The organism is Paenibacillus sp. FSL F4-0100, assembly GCF_037993005.1.
Classification (GTDB): Bacteria; Bacillota; Bacilli; order Paenibacillales; family Paenibacillaceae; genus Paenibacillus_AQ.
In genome coordinates, this window is sequence record NZ_CP150303.1 from 1,690,199 (window position 1) to 1,705,459 (window position 15,261).

The following is a 15,261-nucleotide window of genomic DNA, read 5'->3' on the forward strand; positions in this document are numbered from 1 at the left end:
TTGTGAGCGATTAAAGAGAAGTGTCCAGGCATCCGATAATTGAAGTAAGGGTTAAAATAACAATTGGATAAGGATGTGAGTTCATGCGCGTTGAGTCAGCATATACATGCTGGAGTCCTGTGAAATCGAAGAAAGCCGAACCAGCCCAAGAAGGGTTTGAACAGCTGCTCCAGAAGAACAAGAAGGAAGAAGAGGGCAAGGGAAAGATGGTAACCGTTAGAGAAGGCGGTTATTTGCGTCAGTATATGGTTCGGCCGGATGGGAGCAAAATGCTATTAAGCGAGACGAAGCAGTTCGAGAGTGAAACCGCCGCCAGTTCAACAGATCTATCGATGTCGTTGCCTCGAGCAGGCGGAATGAGCCTCAATACCAAGGAAGCTCTCGATCTGTTATGCCTTCAGGCTGGGGCAGTCGGTACCCGGTCCATCTTCAAGGTATTCGATATAACATAAAAGGAAAATGGCAAAAAATCATACTGGTAACAAATCGATACTTGCTGTATAATTCTCAGTAAGTCCTGGTTGAACGTGAGATTTTTCATTGTATTTAAGTCTAATTTCATTTATTTTGAAAATAGATGTATTTACATGAAAGGATTCATGTTATAATTCAATTCATCAACTAAGCTTATAGGGATTATCGGTTAATTAGTATGGATGCATGACAAAAATAAAACATGAATATGGATCTTCGGGGTAAGGTGAAATTCCTAACCGGCGGTGATGGTTCGTTCCGGCGTGAACGAAACTCAGCCCGCGACTCGCTGCGTTCTGGCACGAACATGAATGCAGCGACTGACTTGGTGCAATTCCAAGGCCGACGGTAAAGTCCGGATGGGAGAAGATCAAAGATGAGTTTGCCGTAGATGGGAAATTTCCCATTTGACGCAGGCTTATTTGATCAGCCCCCGTATACGTCGACACATGTCGATGGCGGGGGCTTTCTGCTAGTAAGACCTCCGTATTCAAGACAGGAGAGGGCAAGATGAGTAATATGAATACCGGGGTTAAAATGAAACCCTATGATTCCGACGCACAGGCAAGTCGACGTTTTAAGGGAGGGTTCTGGCTTGTCGTTTTGGGAGCCGCTCTGTGGGGCGTAGACCCGTTATTCCGGGTCATTCTGCTCAAGAATCTGACTTCGGCTCAGATCGTTTTGCTTGAACACATCATTATATCCTTGATTGCAATCCCTGTATTGTGGAAGAACCGCGAGGAACTAAAAGGCCTTGGCTGGAATCATGTCGGCGCGCTGCTGTTTATATCCTGGGGCGGCTCGGCATTGGCTACCGTATTGTTTACGATGGGGCTGTCGAGCGGCAATCTGAATGCCGTCCTGCTGCTTCAGAAGCTTCAGCCGCTGTTTGCCATCATTTTGGCCAGCTTACTTCTGAAAGAGAAGCTTCCGCGCCATTTCGGGATACTGCTCATTATCGCTTTGGCGGGCACGTATTTACTGACCTTTGGCCTAACCCTTCCGATTGGCCATTGGAACGAGTTTATTCAAGTTGGCAGCCTCTTGTCCTTAGGTGCGGCAGCCCTGTGGGGCGGTTCAACGGTCATGGGGCGCCTGATGGTAGGCAAACTGAAATACGAGACGGTAACCTCGCTGCGTTTCGTGCTGGCACTGCCGCTCCTGACCGTCATTACATGGAGTGAGGGGGCAGCATGGAATATGCCGGCCTGGAATACCGGGGCATTTGCCTTGGTATCGCTGAACCTGATCGGTCAGGCATTGCTGCCGGGTCTCCTGAGTTTGCTGGTTTATTATAAAGGGTTAACCACGACCAAAGCCTCCGTGGCAACACTTGCGGAATTGAGTTTTCCTATGGTGGGCGTGCTCATCAACTGGATCGTATTCCAGCAGATCGTGACAGGTCCTCAGCTTCTGGGATTCCTGCTGATCTGGATCGTACTGTTTATCATTTCCAGACAGCAATCCGAAGATTCTCCACAATTACAATAATTTCATAAAAGTTTGCAAAAAAGCCGGTCCGAAATGGATCGGCTTTTTTGTCGTTACAAAGCTGTCCAATGGACCTGTCGCCCTTGCAAAGGGAGGATCATTTTTTCGAAAGATGTGTAGGGTTTTTGAAATTATAGGTGTCTTATATAGTAGCACCGGATCTATGGCTTGGTTCAACAAAACAGATGGTTATAAAAGGGGGGGAGGGTCCATGGAGGATCGGACATTGCTGGATGGGCTTGCGAGGAAAGATCCGTTATGTTTTGAAACTTTGGTTGACCGCTATTCACGCTACATAGCCGCGGTGGTCGCTAAGGTGGCTGGTGGACGGTTTAATTCCTACGATGTGGAGGAAATCACCGGTGACGTGCTGGTCAAGCTGTGGACAGACGGGTCCACAATCATGCTGCGCGGAGATAGTCTCAAGCCTTATCTGGCCATCGCCGCGCGTAATCATACTTTGAATGTTTTACGAAAAAGACAGCGGGTCATTGAATCCGAGTTGGAAGATGATGCCGTTTCTTGCCCCTCAGCGGAGGCATTGGCTATTCTCCGGCAGGAGAAGGAAACGATAAGCGGCATGGTGCAGGGTATGGGCGAACCGGATCGCGAAATATTCATCCGCAGGTACTTCTACTTGGAGAAAGTCCGCGATATTGCAAGCAGGCTGAATATGCAGGAGAAAGCCGTCACCGCTCGGATCCGCCGGGCAAGGGACAAACTACGCATTCATTATGAAACCGAGAATCCGTAGGATTTCTATAAGGATCGTGTCTATAGGAGTGAAGCTTCAAATCGATAGCGAAAGGGGATGGAGGCAAGTGAAGCGGCGAATTGTAGATATTATGGCCAATATCGACAATCAGGAGCTGGACAATCTCCTCCTTACGGAGGAAGAGGAACGCGAGTTGACGCAGCAGATCAGTATGGAACGAATCAAGAACCGCGCGATGAACCGTATTCAAGAGGAGGAAACGATGGTGTTTAAAAACAGGAAAGTAAAAAAATATAAAGCGAGTATCGTTATCGCTGCGGCGATGATTATGATACTTAGCACGACCGCTTTTGCGAGCCAATACATGGATAGTTTGAAGCAGTTCTTCGGTCAATCCGCGTCCATTGCGGAAGATGAGCGATCACCCATACAAGGAAGTGATACCGTGTCCGGGGTGACCATGAATGTTGAAGAAGGCATATATGTCGGTAACAGCGGCTATTTGGTTGTCAGCTTTACGAAAGAGGATGGTACGCCATTCCCTGCGGGTGTTTCGATACCCGGACTTGAACTGAAAACGGAACATAATGTGAATTATATGGTGGGGCAGCAGCTTCTTGACGATAACAAAAAGCTTGTCGGCGTATTTGAGATGGATGCGATGAGTGACCTCGACGGGTTAAAGGCACGGATTACAGCCGATCGAATCACGGCAGCGGACGACACCCATACCTTCGAAGGGCCATGGGATGTTAAATTCACCATTTCTCCCGGCAAGCAAAGAGAGCAGAGCCTGAATCTGACGATTGATGAGGGTGAGGAAGCACTGTCTCTCAGCACCATTAGCGTATCTTCCATCGGTGTGGCCATCGAAGGCAAGCGTACGGACGGTGAGCTGGATAAACTGCCGGAATACACGCCGGAGGTTAAGGTCACCGCCGCGGACGGATCAGAACTGATCCTTCATGCTAGCTCGACAAGTACGACAATGAGAGGGTTTCAATGGCTGTATAATCTGGACAGCAAGAATAACCTTGTTTTTCTGGGGGATATGGATATCAAGAGTATCAGCATTGACGGCAACGTGACGGAGCTGAAGTAAATCTTGAGCTTGCAGGGGGGAAACCTCGAGGGGCAGAAGCGAAGACTTCTGCCCTTTATGCATGATGAATACCTAGGCAAGAATGGAATCCGAAAGCCGTGACGCAACAGGCCATAGCCTGAATGCGCTCACGGCTTTTTTTTAGGCATGGGATCGAATTTTATACATGAGAAAAAAATGTATTGAAATTGTAGAAAACGTCCATTAAAATGAAACTAACTACCATACTAGTTATACTAGTATGGTGGAAATAACTCTCTACATAGGTGGGAGAAGCAGCTGGTTCACTTTGTCAGTCAAACGTTCAAGATACGGGAGTCTATTTTTTGAACATAATTGTAAGCGTTTAACATTGGAGGGGGGATCAATAGAGGTCGGATATTACCCATTATTCTGCCGTAACAGTAGCAGCTTGTTTATAACCGCAATAAATGAAAGCGATTTCATCACGAGTGTTGAATGGAGATGGATAATGAAATACAGCCGTATTCCATGAATGAAGAGGTATGAGAAGAGGCCATACGGAATGGAGTGAATAACGTCGATGGAGCCAAAAGTTGTAAATCATTCTTTGCCAGCAGTGAAAACAGCAAAGAAAACACCCAAACTTAAAACCGTCGCTGCCCTGGTCCGGAAGGATTGGCAGCTGTATTCCCTGTTGATTTTGCCGGTTATGTACCTGCTCATTTTTAAATACGGACCGATGATTGGCAACGTGATCGCTTTCAGGCGATTTATGCCCGGAGGCAGCATCTACGGGGAGAAATGGGTAGGACTCCACTATTTCAACATGTTTGTCCATGACCCTGCGTTCTGGAACGTGTTCAAGAACACCCTGCTTCTTGGTGCGTTGTCCCTGCTCTTTACGTTCCCGGTTCCCATCATCTTTGCACTGCTGCTGAATGAGGTGAAGAGCAAGCGATTCAAGAAATTCGTCCAGACGGCTTCTTATCTCCCGCACTTTTTGTCCATCGTCATCGTTGCCGGGATGATCCTGCAATTGACGTCGGTTAATGGCTCTGTTAACTCGCTTGTTGAGTTCTTTAATGGAGAACGAATCAATTTCATGCAGCGCGCTGAGTGGTTCCGGACGATCTATATCTCTTCGGAAATCTGGCAGGGCATGGGCTGGGGCGCGATTCTGTATCTGGCCGCATTAACGACGATTGATGAATCCCTGTACGAGGCGGCGAGGATCGACGGGGCTAACCGCTGGAAGCAAACGCTGTTTGTCACGATTCCGGGTATCCTCCCGACAATTGTGACGCTGCTGATCCTGAATATGGGAGCGTTCCTCGCGGTAGGGTTCGAGAAAATATTGCTGCTGTACAATCCGGTCATCTATGAGACGGCCGACGTCATCTCGACTTACTTGTACCGGGTCGGTCTCGTATCAAACAACTTCAGTTATGCTACAGCCATCGGATTGTTCGAGTCCGTGATCGGACTTATATTGGTCTTCTCCGTGAATGCGATCTCGCGAAGACTGACGGATCGAAGCTTATGGTAAGGAGGGAGCGCCTATATGAAGGAATCAAGATCCTATAAGGCATTCAAAGTGTGCAATGCCATTATTCTGCTGTTCGTTGTCTTCATTACGCTGTACCCCTTCCTGAACGTGGTTGCTCAATCCTTCAGCAGCGAGTCGTACATCAACTCAGGGAAGGTGAACTTAATTCCCAGGGGCTTCAATATCGATACCTACAAAACCGTGACCAAAGACGCCATGTTCTGGACGAATTACAAAAACACCGTCGTTTACAGCGTGGTTGGCACTGCGATATCCATGTTCTTAACAACGATCTTTGCTTACGCCTTATCCAAGAAAAGGTTAGTAGGCCGCAAGTTTCTGACGATGTTTGCCGTGTTCACGATGTTCTTCAATGGAGGGCTGATCCCGAACTATGTGCTCATTAACAGCCTCGGCTTCAGCAACTCGATCTGGGCCATCGTAATCCCGGGAGCCATCAGCATCTACAACATGCTCATCATGAAATCCTTTTTTGAAAATATGCCGGAAGAGCTGGAGGAAGCCGCGGCCATTGACGGCCTGAACACCTACGGCATGCTGTTCCGGATCGTGCTGCCCTTAAGCAAAGCGGTGATCGCGACCATGGTCCTCTTCTATGCAGTCGGGCACTGGAACTCCTGGTTTCCGGCCTTTCTGTACCTGGATCAGAAGGAACTCTTCCCGGTCACGATTTATTTGCGGAACATGATAGCGGGCGCGACAGGCGTGACTTCCGCAGGCGCCACTTCTGCCGATAACTTGACGCAGATATCTGCCAATATCAAATCGGTGACCATGGTACTGACCATTTTGCCGATATTGACGATTTACCCGTTCGTGCAGCGATATTTCGTAACCGGCATCATGCTTGGGTCCGTAAAGCAATAGGATTATCCATCCGATTGGCCATTATTGATATTTTGGGGGAATAGGAAAATGAAAAAAAGTCCTCGTTCGTTTGCTGGCAAAGCTTTATTAATATCGTTGATTGTTGCGGTATTGGCGGCGTGTACCGATAAAACAGGCGGCAAAGAGGCCGAGAATCAAGATAAGGGCGCCATGGAAACTTACGCGGTAGGCGATACGTTCAAGGCGACGGAGCCCTTCGATTTGTCCATCCTTTACAGCGACCAGCCAGCTTATCCTTACAAGCAGGACTGGATGCTTTTTGCTAAACTAAAAGAAATGACAAACGTGACCTTGAAGCCGACGATCGTGCCGATGAGTGATTACAGTCAAAAGCGCAGTCTGCTGATCAGCTCCGGTGACGCTCCGTTGGTCATTCCGAAGACTTACCCCGGGGAGGAATCCGCGTTTGTGGCTTCCGGTGCAATTCTGCCGATTAGCGATTACATTGATCTGATGCCGAATTTCAAGGACAAGATCGAGAAATGGGATATGGAGAGCGAACTGGAGGGACTTCGCCAAGAGGACAAGAAATATTATGTGCTCCCGGGCTTGCATGAGGCGGTGTGGCCGGACTATACGCTGATCGTGCGTACGGATATTTTCGAAAAGCATAACATCGCGATTCCGACCACCTGGGATGAGCTGTATACGGCCATGAAGCAGCTGAAGCAGGATTACCCGGACGTTACGCCGTTCTCCGACCGCTTCAAATTCAACAGTACGCTGAACATCGCGGCTACGGGCTTTGGCACCAAAGGCGGATGGGGTTACGGCAGCGGACTTACGTATGAGGAAGACACGGATAAGTTTGTGTATACGGCAGTAACGGATGAATATAAGGATATGCTGGCCTACTTCCACAAGCTGGTGGATGAAGGATTGCTGGACAAAGAGAGCTTTACCCAGGATGACGATCAGGCTGTGCAAAAGTTCGTGACCGGCAAATCCTTCATCATTAACGGCAACTCCCAGACCGTGGTCCAGCACCGTAATGATATGGACAAAACGCTGGGCGAAGGCAAGTATGCAATCAGCAAAATCACGGTTCCCGGCGGCCCGGCAGGCCAACTGATGTCCGGCAGCCGACTCGAGAACGGAGTGATGATCTCTTCCAAGGTGAAAGAGAGTGAGCACTTTAAAGCCATCCTGCAGTTTATCGACTGGCTCTATTACAGCGATGAGGGACAGGAATTTACGAAGTGGGGCGTAGAAGGCGTGACGTATACCAAGGAAGGCGGCGTACGCAAGCTGATGGACGACATTAACTACAACGGACTGAATCCGAAGGGAACGAAGGATCTGCGGATCGAGCATGGCTTCTCGGGCGGGGTGTTTGCATACGGCGGTACAACCGAGCTGCTTCAATCCATGTTCAGCGAGGAAGAGCAGCAGTTCCAGAAGAGCATGAGCGAAACGAAAACCGTCGTGAAGCCGGAGCCGCCGATTCCGTACTCGGTCGAAGAACGCGAGCGAGTGACGCTTTTGAGCACGCCGCTGAAGGACTACACGGATCAGAACACACTGAAGTTCATTCTGGGGGACCGCGATCTCGCCGAGTACGACAAGTTCGTGAAGGAGCTGGATAGCCAGGGCGTGGGACAATACCTGGAGATTGCGAATAAGACTTATAAAAATTATAAAGAGCAACAATAACTAACGGATCAACAGGCTGTCGTTTCTTTTTGGAAAGGCAGCCTGTTTTCAACTTCGGACGGTTACGATGCTCCTGCAATGTTGACGACAAGGAGGTTGTTCTAATTTGAGTGTGACCGTTCAAGACGTAATCGACCGGTTAACAGAACCGGCGGGACAGGGACACTTTGAATCCACGGTGGACAGGGTTGTAGCTGGAAGCGCGGATGCCATCGTTCATGGCATTGCCGTCACGTTCGCCGCCTCGCATTCGGTTTTACAGAGAGCCATACAAGCGGGAGCAAACCTTGTGATTACCCATGAGGGGGTCTTTTACAGCCACCATGAGGATGGAGTGGAAGGGATGCAGGCAAGTGCTGTCCACCAGGATAAAATAGACCTGATCCAATCCGGCAATCTAACGATTTACCGGTTTCATGATGCGCCTCACAGGTACGTTCCCGACATGATTACGCAGGGATTGGTTCAGGCGCTGGACTGGGAACCATATATCGATAAGTATCTTCCGACAGCGGCCGTAGTCACACTGCCCGGAGAAATGACAGTTCAGGATGTTGTGGAAGATATAAAAAGAAAGCTGAATCTTCCGTATCTTCGTTATATCGGGAACCAAAGAGGAACATGCTCCAGAATCGGCATAACCGTTGGCTACCGGGGCGGCGGAACGCACGCCATTCCCCTTTGTGTGAATGAGCGGCTGGATCTTCTTATCGCCGGCGAAGGCCCGGAATGGGAGACGCCGGAATACATCGGCGATGCAGCAGCCCAAGGCCGGAACCCGTCCATGCTCCTGCTTGGCCATGCCGCCAGCGAGGAGCCCGGTATGGTCTGCGTGGCCGAGCGGCTGCGAGAGTTTTTTCCGAAGATTCCCGTACATGATATACCGTCCGTGCCCTTGATTCAGGTAATATAGAGGGAGGATAACGTAAGCAAAGAGAACATAGAGCATAGGAGAAAGAGGTAACGTATATATGTCAACAGAGCAAAAGATTAAAGGCTCTACCAGGGAATATTCATATCAGCTACTGAAGGACCGGATATTCCATCTGGAGCTGGAGCCGGGTACGAAAATCTCGGAAAAAGAAATTGCGGATGAATTGAACGTCAGCCGAACGCCGGTCCGGGAAGCGTTCATGAAACTTGCCGAGGAGGAACTGCTCGACATCATTCCGCAAAGCGGGACAATCGTATCCCGTATTAATCTCAGGCATGTTGAGGAAGGCCGGTTTATCCGGGAGAAGATCGAGAAGGAAATCGTGGCGCTCGCCTGTGAGTTTTTCCCCGAAGAGTTCCGTTTCCGTCTGGAAACCAATATTGCGCTTCAGGACGTATGCGCGGGCAACCATAATTTCTATAAGCTGTTTGAGCTGGACGAGGAGTTCCATCAAATTCTGTTTGAGGGTACGGGCAAAGAACGGACCTGGAAGATGCTGCAGCAATTGAATATTCATTTCAACCGTCTGCGGCTGCTTCGCCTGTCCAAGGATTCAAACTGGGAGCATATCATCTCGCAGCATAAGGAAATATATCAGCTGATCGTCCATAAACAAGCGGAGCAGGCCATGAACGTGATGGAGCGTCATCTGCGTCTTGTCGTTGTGGAGCAGGATATTTTACGCGAGAAGTACCCGCATTATTTTATTTGACAAGCGATATCATTCATTAAAAAACAATGACCCGCAGGAGTGTCACAGAGGAGCAAGCGACCTGCCTTGCGGGCCATTTTTCATTAAATCGATCTGCGGATGACACGGTCAAGCATTTGGGCCACGTGGGATGGACCTTGATCCAGATCCTGTTGATCCAGGGTTACCCAGGAATGCTGTTCATCCATATCGAGTGATCGCTGGAGCCAGCCTGAAACGCCTCTGCCTCTGCGGTCGACTTCGACCAGAATGGAAATGCCGTCCTGCTCCGGATAGAGGATCAATTCAAGCTCTGTGATATGGCCGGCATAGGAGGAGCCAGGATAAAATTCAATTTCTTGCACAAATGGAACACCCCGGCCTAATCTAGGATGATATTCGCATGTTGCTATTTTGAAGCTGAAGCCAAGGGCTTCCACGGCGTCAAACACAACGGATGCGTCCGCGTTCGGTTCAACGTCGATGAAATCACGATCCTTCGGATCGATGGCATTATCGATATCGAGTCCGGTATGGATCCATACCGGCTGCCGTGAAATGGTGAGCGGTGTTTCTAACGGCAGGGGAAAAGAGAATGGTATTTCCTGTTGATCGCCAGGCTTCAACGTGAGGCGGCTGGAGACATTGATTTTGGCAAGGGTATAGGATTCTATGTATTTCTTGTCGTCGCTTTCCTTGGTATATTCCGTCATCACTTTCAAGTAAATGCGGTCGACTGTCTGCTCTACGTTCCCTCCCTTAATGTGAATAATGCCGCGTACCTCTTCACCCGGATAATAGGAGGATTTCTCGAGATGCGTATCGATCTGGGCTGCTCCGATTCCTACACTGGCTAGCATTTTGTTGAAAAACGACATAAAAGATACCTCCATATGAGAATGTATGATAATGGAATTATACGCCGGGGGATCTCCTCTGGTTTCCGAATTGCAAAAATATTTTTTTGCGGTTTTACGCGGTGAAGATGTTGACGGCAAGGAAGCAGAAGAACACCGGCGAAATCGGGAAAAAGAACACGGCCCGTTAGCATTCGCAGGTTCGGCATGGTATATTGGACACGATACCATTAAGGATGGAGAAATCAAGGCATGAGTGAACAACGACGTTCTGGACAAGGAACCAAAAACAACAAATCAACGGCATACGGGAATAAGCCGGGTGAGCGGACTGCAGCGAACCAAGCTGGGGCCAAGCCGGCTTTTAAGCGTGAACATAGGAAGAACAAGGATTCGTTATTGTCTTCATCGTATTCGAAGGCGAAACCATCCGATAAACATAAGCAAGAAGTACGCGGGCCAAGGCCTTCATCTGGACGTGAGCACGCAGATGAGCTGCAAGCCGGTGACATTATAGTCGTTACGATCAAACGGCTTGGGATCAACGGCGAAGGAGTCGGCTATTACCGCCGCAAGGCAGTGTTTATTGACGGAGCGATCACGAACGAAGTCGTCAAAGCCGAGGTAAAAGAGGTCCAGCCTAAATTTATTAAGGCACAGCTGGTAGAAGTGGAGAAGCGTTCGCCTCACCGTATTGAGCCTCCTTGCCCGGTGTTTGGTATTTGCGGCGGATGCCAAATTCAGCATATCTCTTATGAGGGACAGTTGCATGCCAAGACGGATATCGTGCGTGAAGCATTCAGCCGATACGCAGGACGTGACGACGTGAAGTTTAAGCCGATTCTCGGCATGGAGCACCAATGGGATTACCGGAATAAAGCACAGCTGCAGCTGAAACGAAAGGGCCATGAAGTGATCGCAGGGCTCTATGAAGCGGACAGCCATACGATTGTGGACATTAGCGGTTGCCCGATTCAGCACCCGAAGGTGAATGACGCGGTGGAGAAGGTCAAATCCGTCCTCGAAGAATTGCGGATTCCGCTGCACAAAGAGAATGGAAACAAGGACGGCGTACGGACGATTGTGGTTCGCCACGGCTTCCAATCCGGGGAGATTCAGGTGACACTGGTCACGGCCGGAAGCAAGCTGCCAAGGCAGGACGATCTCGTTCGTCTGCTGCGCCTTACCATTCCGGAGGTGAGCGGGATTTCACTCAATATCAATCCGAAGAAAACCTCGCTCATCTTCGGAGACCGGACGATCTCGCTGTGGGGAGCCGAAAGCATGCAGGAATCGCTGAGCGACCTGCAATTCTCGCTGTCGCCCAGAGCGTTCTTCCAGCTGAATCCGCAGCAGACGGTCAAGCTGTATGAGTCGGTCCGGGGAGCAGCCGGATTGACGGGGAAGGAAACCGTCATCGACGCCTACTGCGGAACCGGTACGATCGGGCTGTGGCTTGCGCCTTATGCCCAGGAGGTGCGCGGGATCGAGGCGATCCCTGAAGCCGTCGAGGATGCCAAGGCCAATGCGCAGCGAAATGGACGTGCTAACGCGAGCTTTCACGTCGGCCAGGCAGAGGAACTGCTGCCGCGCTGGGTCAAGGAGGGCATGAAGCCGGACGTCATCATTGCCGACCCACCGCGCACCGGCCTGGACCCGCGCTTCTTGGAGACAGTGCTCCGCACCAAGCCGAAGCGGTTTGTGTACGTTTCTTGCAATCCTTCAACCCTGGCGAAAGATTGCAAGATTTTGCTGGAGGGCGGCTATGAGATCGAATGGGCGCAGCCGGTCGATATGTTCCCGCAGACAAGCCATGTGGAAGCGGTAACGTTGTTGGTGAGGAAAGAATAGATGAGATGTGATAGTGTTGCTTAAAGTTATACGGCGTGGTGGGTATCGTAATAATTGTATGAGGGGGAGTCTAACTTGGCAAAGGAATTGTCAACAGAACAACGTGAAGAACTACTCACAACATTGAAAGCTCGTTTTGAGAAAAACATGTACCGCCATATAGGCCTGGAATGGGATGACGTACAAGCAAAGCTCGTAGCAAATCCTGAAAAACTGTGGTCACTCCATGAAATGGAGATAACTGGCGGAGAGCCGGATGTTGTAGGTCATGACAACAAGACGGGCGAATACATTTTTTATGATTGTTCAGCTGAGAGTCCAAAAGGCCGCCGAAGTATTTGTTACGACCGTGAAGCGCTGGAATCAAGAAAAGAACACAAACCGAAGAATAGTGCTGTTGAAATGGCAACCGCTATGGGCATAGAGTTGCTATCGGAAGAACAATACCGGGAATTTCAAAAACTTGGAAATTTCGATTTGAAAACATCGAGCTGGGTGGTAACACCTGCCAGTATTAGAAAACTCGGCGGAGCCATTTTTTGTGATCGCCGCTATGACACTGTCTTCGTGTACCACAATGGAGCGGAATCATACTATGCTGCCAGGGGATTCCGTGGCTCGCTAAGGGTCTGAATTTTGAAGGGGTTTTCGATAAATGTACGGTAGGACAAAAAGATGAGATGTTTTGATGGAACTACACAGAGGGGCGGAAAGCTCCTCTTTTTCGTATAATCATAACCACTCGGAATTCCTTCCTGTAATGGCCCCCCCATACCACCGCGGTCGACAACCCCCCTTTTCTATGATATGGTAGCAAGTAATTAGGCATTTCGTTCCCATGGGACGAGGTGCCTTCTCGCATATATAAAAGCGTTTTACATTAAATGTCTATCTGGAGGTGATGCAATGGTGCTCCTACTTTCCCCGCTACGGGGGGAGAAATCCGTAGTTCATTATGGATGATTGATGGTGAGTACACCCAAAATAACGATAATCTGAGGAGTGTTGTTGAGATGAGAGTAAATTTACGAGCAGAAACGCGCGCCGCGATGAACAAAACCGGACTTAAGCAGCTTCGTCTTTCGGGGCGAATTCCGGCAATTGTATTTGGCACAGGGGAAGAGAATATGATGATTCAACTGTCCGCCAAAGAATTCGGCAAATGGGCAAGGAACGGCAAAGGAGGAATCCTTGAGCTTCGTTTTGACGATCGGGAGCCGCTTCCGGTTTTGCTGGAGTCGGTTCAGCGTGATCCAATCACTCGTGAATACATCCATGTCGACTTTTTACGTATTAATATAAATGAAGTTGTGCGCACGAGAGTGAATCTCGATTACATCGGTGCCGCCAAGGGAGCCAAACTTGGAGGAGTCGTCCAAATACAAAGCACGTTCATCGAGATTGAGTCCTTCCCGGACCGTATTCCTGCCACCATTCCTGTTGAAATCAGCGAACTGGAGATTGGGCATTCTTTACATGTCGGGGACCTTAAACTGCCTGACGGCGTCGTGCTGATCTCTTCGGCAAACGAACTGCTCGTGTCAGTGGTGACACCGAAAGTCCAGTTGGAAGAACCGGAGGCTATGTAACTTCTGCTGCCGGCGATTGCTTCCCGATATTCCATCGGGAAGTAATCGCCGTTTTTTTTTGCTTAAAACCTTGAACAGAATCCGGAACTTTCCATCAAGAGAGACTAGGCTTGGCCGTCATTATTATTGTACACTCAAGTCATGTGGAGTGCGGCCTGCCGCCTTACCCGGCAGTTGCATACTAAGCCAATGAAGGAAGTGTCGAACCATGAATGTGGAATCCGTAATGTCGGAGCTTGAAGCACTCGGCAAGGAACGGCTCAAGAAAATGTACCTGTCCAATGGGGCGCGTGAACCGCTCTTTGGCGTAGCAACAGGCGCCATGAAGCCGATTGCCAAGAAAATCAAAATCAATCAGCCTTTGGCTGAGCAGCTTTACGCCACCGGAAACTATGACGCCATGTACTTTGCCGGCATCATTGCAGACCCTAAAGGGATGACGGCAGCGGATTATGATCGTTGGATGGATACGGCCTATTTTTATATGCTGTCCGATTATGTGGTTGCCGTAACGTTGGCAGAGGCGGATATCGCGCAAGACGTTGCTGATCAATGGATCGCAAGCGGCGAAGAGCTTAGAATGTCGGCGGGGTGGAGCTGTTACTGCTGGCTGCTCGGAAGCAGACCCGATCGTGAGTTCCCGGAAAGTAAAATCTCGGCCATGCTCGAACTGGTGGAAAAGACCATCCATGAGTCTCCGGACCGAACGAAATCCGCGATGAATAATTTCATGTACACTGTAGCCGTATCTTATTTGCCGCTCCATGATAAGGCGGTTGAGACCGCAAAGGCCGTAGGACCGGTAGAGATGAAGCGGGGCGATAAGAGCAAGATCCTGAACGCTTCCGAAAATATTAGAAAAGAAGTCGAGAGAGGGAAGCTTGGTTTCAAACGCAAGTATGTGAGATGTTAAACCATTCGTTCGTTTTATTTGGCGAGGCAAGCGGGATTCTGACGGACGTTTCGATTGGTGTGCGATACAGGCGATAAACGGCTGGAAATGAACGCTGATCTCGTTTATGAAACCTATTAACCTGTGAAAGGGACGTTATTCCATGAAAGAGGATAAAATCGTTTACGGGTCGATCGACGAATATATTTCAAGCTGCACTCCCGAAGTTCAAAGCATTCTCCAGACATTAAGACAAGTGATCAAGGAGATGGCCCCGGAAGCGAAGGAAAAAATCAGCTATCAGATGCTGACCTTCGATTTTCACGGAAATTTGGTGCATTTTGCGGCATTTAAGAAGCATATCGGTTTTTACCCGGCCCCTAGCGGTATTGAGGCGTTCCAAGATGAGTTAAAGGAATATCATAAGTCCAAAGGTACCTTGCAATTTCCCATCGATAAGCCTTTGCCCTATGACCTGATACGCCGAATCGTTCAATATCGGGTCGAGCAAAACCTGCAAAAGGCAAACAGCAAATCAAAAGGGAAGAAGTCGGTGGAGAGCTGAGATGGAAGACCAGAGAAGGCGGTTTTAC

16 protein-coding genes and 1 riboswitch are annotated in these 15,261 nt (G+C 49.4%); of the genes, 15 read left to right on the forward strand and 1 reads right to left on the reverse strand.

What is annotated here, in order from left to right; genetic code table 11:
* Nucleotides 1–83 precede the first annotated feature (83 nt).
* From MHH48_RS07310 to MHH48_RS07350, 9 genes are all read left to right on the forward strand, one after another.
* Nucleotides 84–452, forward strand: coding sequence for a hypothetical protein (locus MHH48_RS07310; protein WP_076322940.1), 369 nt, complete (start codon nucleotides 84–86; stop codon nucleotides 450–452).
* Between the two features lie 230 nt (nucleotides 453–682).
* Nucleotides 683–849: riboswitch (FMN riboswitch) on the forward strand.
* Nucleotides 850–984: 135 nt separating this feature from the next.
* Nucleotides 985–1,965, forward strand: a complete 981-nt coding sequence (locus MHH48_RS07315; protein ID WP_076322941.1) for a DMT family transporter — start codon at nucleotides 985–987, stop codon at nucleotides 1,963–1,965.
* A gap of 211 nt (nucleotides 1,966–2,176) precedes the next feature.
* On the forward strand, nucleotides 2,177–2,719 hold the full coding sequence (locus tag MHH48_RS07320; protein ID WP_076322942.1) for a sigma-70 family RNA polymerase sigma factor: 543 nt from the start codon (nucleotides 2,177–2,179) through the stop codon (nucleotides 2,717–2,719).
* A 67-nt stretch (nucleotides 2,720–2,786) separates the two neighbouring features.
* On the forward strand, nucleotides 2,787–3,782 hold the full coding sequence (locus tag MHH48_RS07325) for a hypothetical protein (RefSeq protein ID WP_256720549.1): 996 nt from the start codon (nucleotides 2,787–2,789) through the stop codon (nucleotides 3,780–3,782).
* A gap of 544 nt (nucleotides 3,783–4,326) precedes the next feature.
* Nucleotides 4,327–5,292, forward strand: a complete 966-nt coding sequence (locus tag MHH48_RS07330; protein WP_076322943.1) for an ABC transporter permease subunit — start codon at nucleotides 4,327–4,329, stop codon at nucleotides 5,290–5,292.
* Nucleotides 5,293–5,307: 15 nt separating this feature from the next.
* Nucleotides 5,308–6,180, forward strand: a complete 873-nt coding sequence (locus tag MHH48_RS07335) for a carbohydrate ABC transporter permease (protein ID WP_076322944.1) — start codon at nucleotides 5,308–5,310, stop codon at nucleotides 6,178–6,180.
* Between the two features lie 48 nt (nucleotides 6,181–6,228).
* A complete protein-coding gene (locus MHH48_RS07340; RefSeq protein WP_076322945.1) occupies nucleotides 6,229–7,854 on the forward strand; it encodes an extracellular solute-binding protein in 1,626 nt (541 codons plus the stop codon).
* A 106-nt stretch (nucleotides 7,855–7,960) separates the two neighbouring features.
* Nucleotides 7,961–8,767, forward strand: a complete 807-nt coding sequence (locus MHH48_RS07345; protein ID WP_076322946.1) for a Nif3-like dinuclear metal center hexameric protein — start codon at nucleotides 7,961–7,963, stop codon at nucleotides 8,765–8,767.
* A 58-nt stretch (nucleotides 8,768–8,825) separates the two neighbouring features.
* The gene (locus MHH48_RS07350) at nucleotides 8,826–9,500 is read left to right on the forward strand and encodes a GntR family transcriptional regulator (protein ID WP_076322947.1); all 675 of its coding nucleotides are present in this window, start codon (nucleotides 8,826–8,828) and stop codon (nucleotides 9,498–9,500) included.
* Between the two features lie 83 nt (nucleotides 9,501–9,583).
* On the opposite strand, the gene MHH48_RS07355 is transcribed toward MHH48_RS07350, so the two are convergent.
* Nucleotides 9,584–10,357 carry a sporulation protein gene (locus MHH48_RS07355; protein ID WP_076322948.1) on the reverse strand — a complete coding sequence of 258 codons (774 nt, stop codon included), beginning with the start codon at nucleotides 10,355–10,357 and terminating at the stop codon, nucleotides 9,584–9,586.
* A gap of 25 nt (nucleotides 10,358–10,382) precedes the next feature.
* Between MHH48_RS07355 and MHH48_RS07360 the strand changes: the two genes are divergently transcribed.
* From MHH48_RS07360 to MHH48_RS07385, 6 genes are all read left to right on the forward strand, one after another.
* Entirely contained in the window at nucleotides 10,383–10,592 is a 210-nt protein-coding gene (locus tag MHH48_RS07360; RefSeq protein ID WP_144023454.1) for a hypothetical protein, read from the forward strand.
* Nucleotides 10,589–12,187, forward strand: coding sequence for a 23S rRNA (uracil(1939)-C(5))-methyltransferase RlmD (rlmD, locus tag MHH48_RS07365; RefSeq protein WP_076322950.1), 1,599 nt, complete (start codon nucleotides 10,589–10,591; stop codon nucleotides 12,185–12,187). The genes MHH48_RS07360 and rlmD overlap by 4 nt, the downstream gene beginning before the upstream one ends.
* Nucleotides 12,188–12,262: 75 nt before the next feature.
* Entirely contained in the window at nucleotides 12,263–12,820 is a 558-nt protein-coding gene (locus MHH48_RS07370) for a DUF4256 domain-containing protein (RefSeq protein ID WP_076322951.1), read from the forward strand.
* A gap of 380 nt (nucleotides 12,821–13,200) precedes the next feature.
* The gene (locus MHH48_RS07375; protein WP_076322952.1) at nucleotides 13,201–13,776 is read left to right on the forward strand and encodes a 50S ribosomal protein L25; all 576 of its coding nucleotides are present in this window, start codon (nucleotides 13,201–13,203) and stop codon (nucleotides 13,774–13,776) included.
* Nucleotides 13,777–13,984: 208 nt separating this feature from the next.
* Nucleotides 13,985–14,689: a DNA alkylation repair protein gene (locus MHH48_RS07380; RefSeq protein WP_076322953.1), complete on the forward strand. Its 705-nt coding sequence runs from the start codon at nucleotides 13,985–13,987 to the stop codon at nucleotides 14,687–14,689.
* Nucleotides 14,690–14,831: 142 nt separating this feature from the next.
* Nucleotides 14,832–15,233, forward strand: coding sequence for a DUF1801 domain-containing protein (locus MHH48_RS07385; RefSeq protein WP_076322954.1), 402 nt, complete (start codon nucleotides 14,832–14,834; stop codon nucleotides 15,231–15,233).
* Nucleotides 15,234–15,261: the final 28 nt, after the last annotated feature.

Coding starts and splice junctions, on each gene's coding strand:
- MHH48_RS07380 (WP_076322953.1), top strand. CDS start 13,985: ATGAATGTGGAATCCGTAATGTCGGAGCTTGAAGCACTCGGCAAGGAA.
- MHH48_RS07315 (WP_076322941.1), top strand. CDS start 985: ATGAGTAATATGAATACCGGGGTTAAAATGAAACCCTATGATTCCGAC.
- MHH48_RS07360 (WP_144023454.1), top strand. CDS start 10,383: ATGATAATGGAATTATACGCCGGGGGATCTCCTCTGGTTTCCGAATTG.
- MHH48_RS07320 (WP_076322942.1), top strand. CDS start 2,177: ATGGAGGATCGGACATTGCTGGATGGGCTTGCGAGGAAAGATCCGTTA.
- MHH48_RS07310 (WP_076322940.1), top strand. CDS start 84: ATGCGCGTTGAGTCAGCATATACATGCTGGAGTCCTGTGAAATCGAAG.
- MHH48_RS07385 (WP_076322954.1), top strand. CDS start 14,832: ATGAAAGAGGATAAAATCGTTTACGGGTCGATCGACGAATATATTTCA.
- MHH48_RS07330 (WP_076322943.1), top strand. CDS start 4,327: ATGGAGCCAAAAGTTGTAAATCATTCTTTGCCAGCAGTGAAAACAGCA.
- MHH48_RS07355 (WP_076322948.1), bottom strand. CDS start 10,357: ATGTCGTTTTTCAACAAAATGCTAGCCAGTGTAGGAATCGGAGCAGCC.
- MHH48_RS07335 (WP_076322944.1), top strand. CDS start 5,308: ATGAAGGAATCAAGATCCTATAAGGCATTCAAAGTGTGCAATGCCATT.
- rlmD (WP_076322950.1), top strand. CDS start 10,589: ATGAGTGAACAACGACGTTCTGGACAAGGAACCAAAAACAACAAATCA.
- MHH48_RS07375 (WP_076322952.1), top strand. CDS start 13,201: ATGAGAGTAAATTTACGAGCAGAAACGCGCGCCGCGATGAACAAAACC.
- MHH48_RS07350 (WP_076322947.1), top strand. CDS start 8,826: ATGTCAACAGAGCAAAAGATTAAAGGCTCTACCAGGGAATATTCATAT.
- MHH48_RS07340 (WP_076322945.1), top strand. CDS start 6,229: ATGAAAAAAAGTCCTCGTTCGTTTGCTGGCAAAGCTTTATTAATATCG.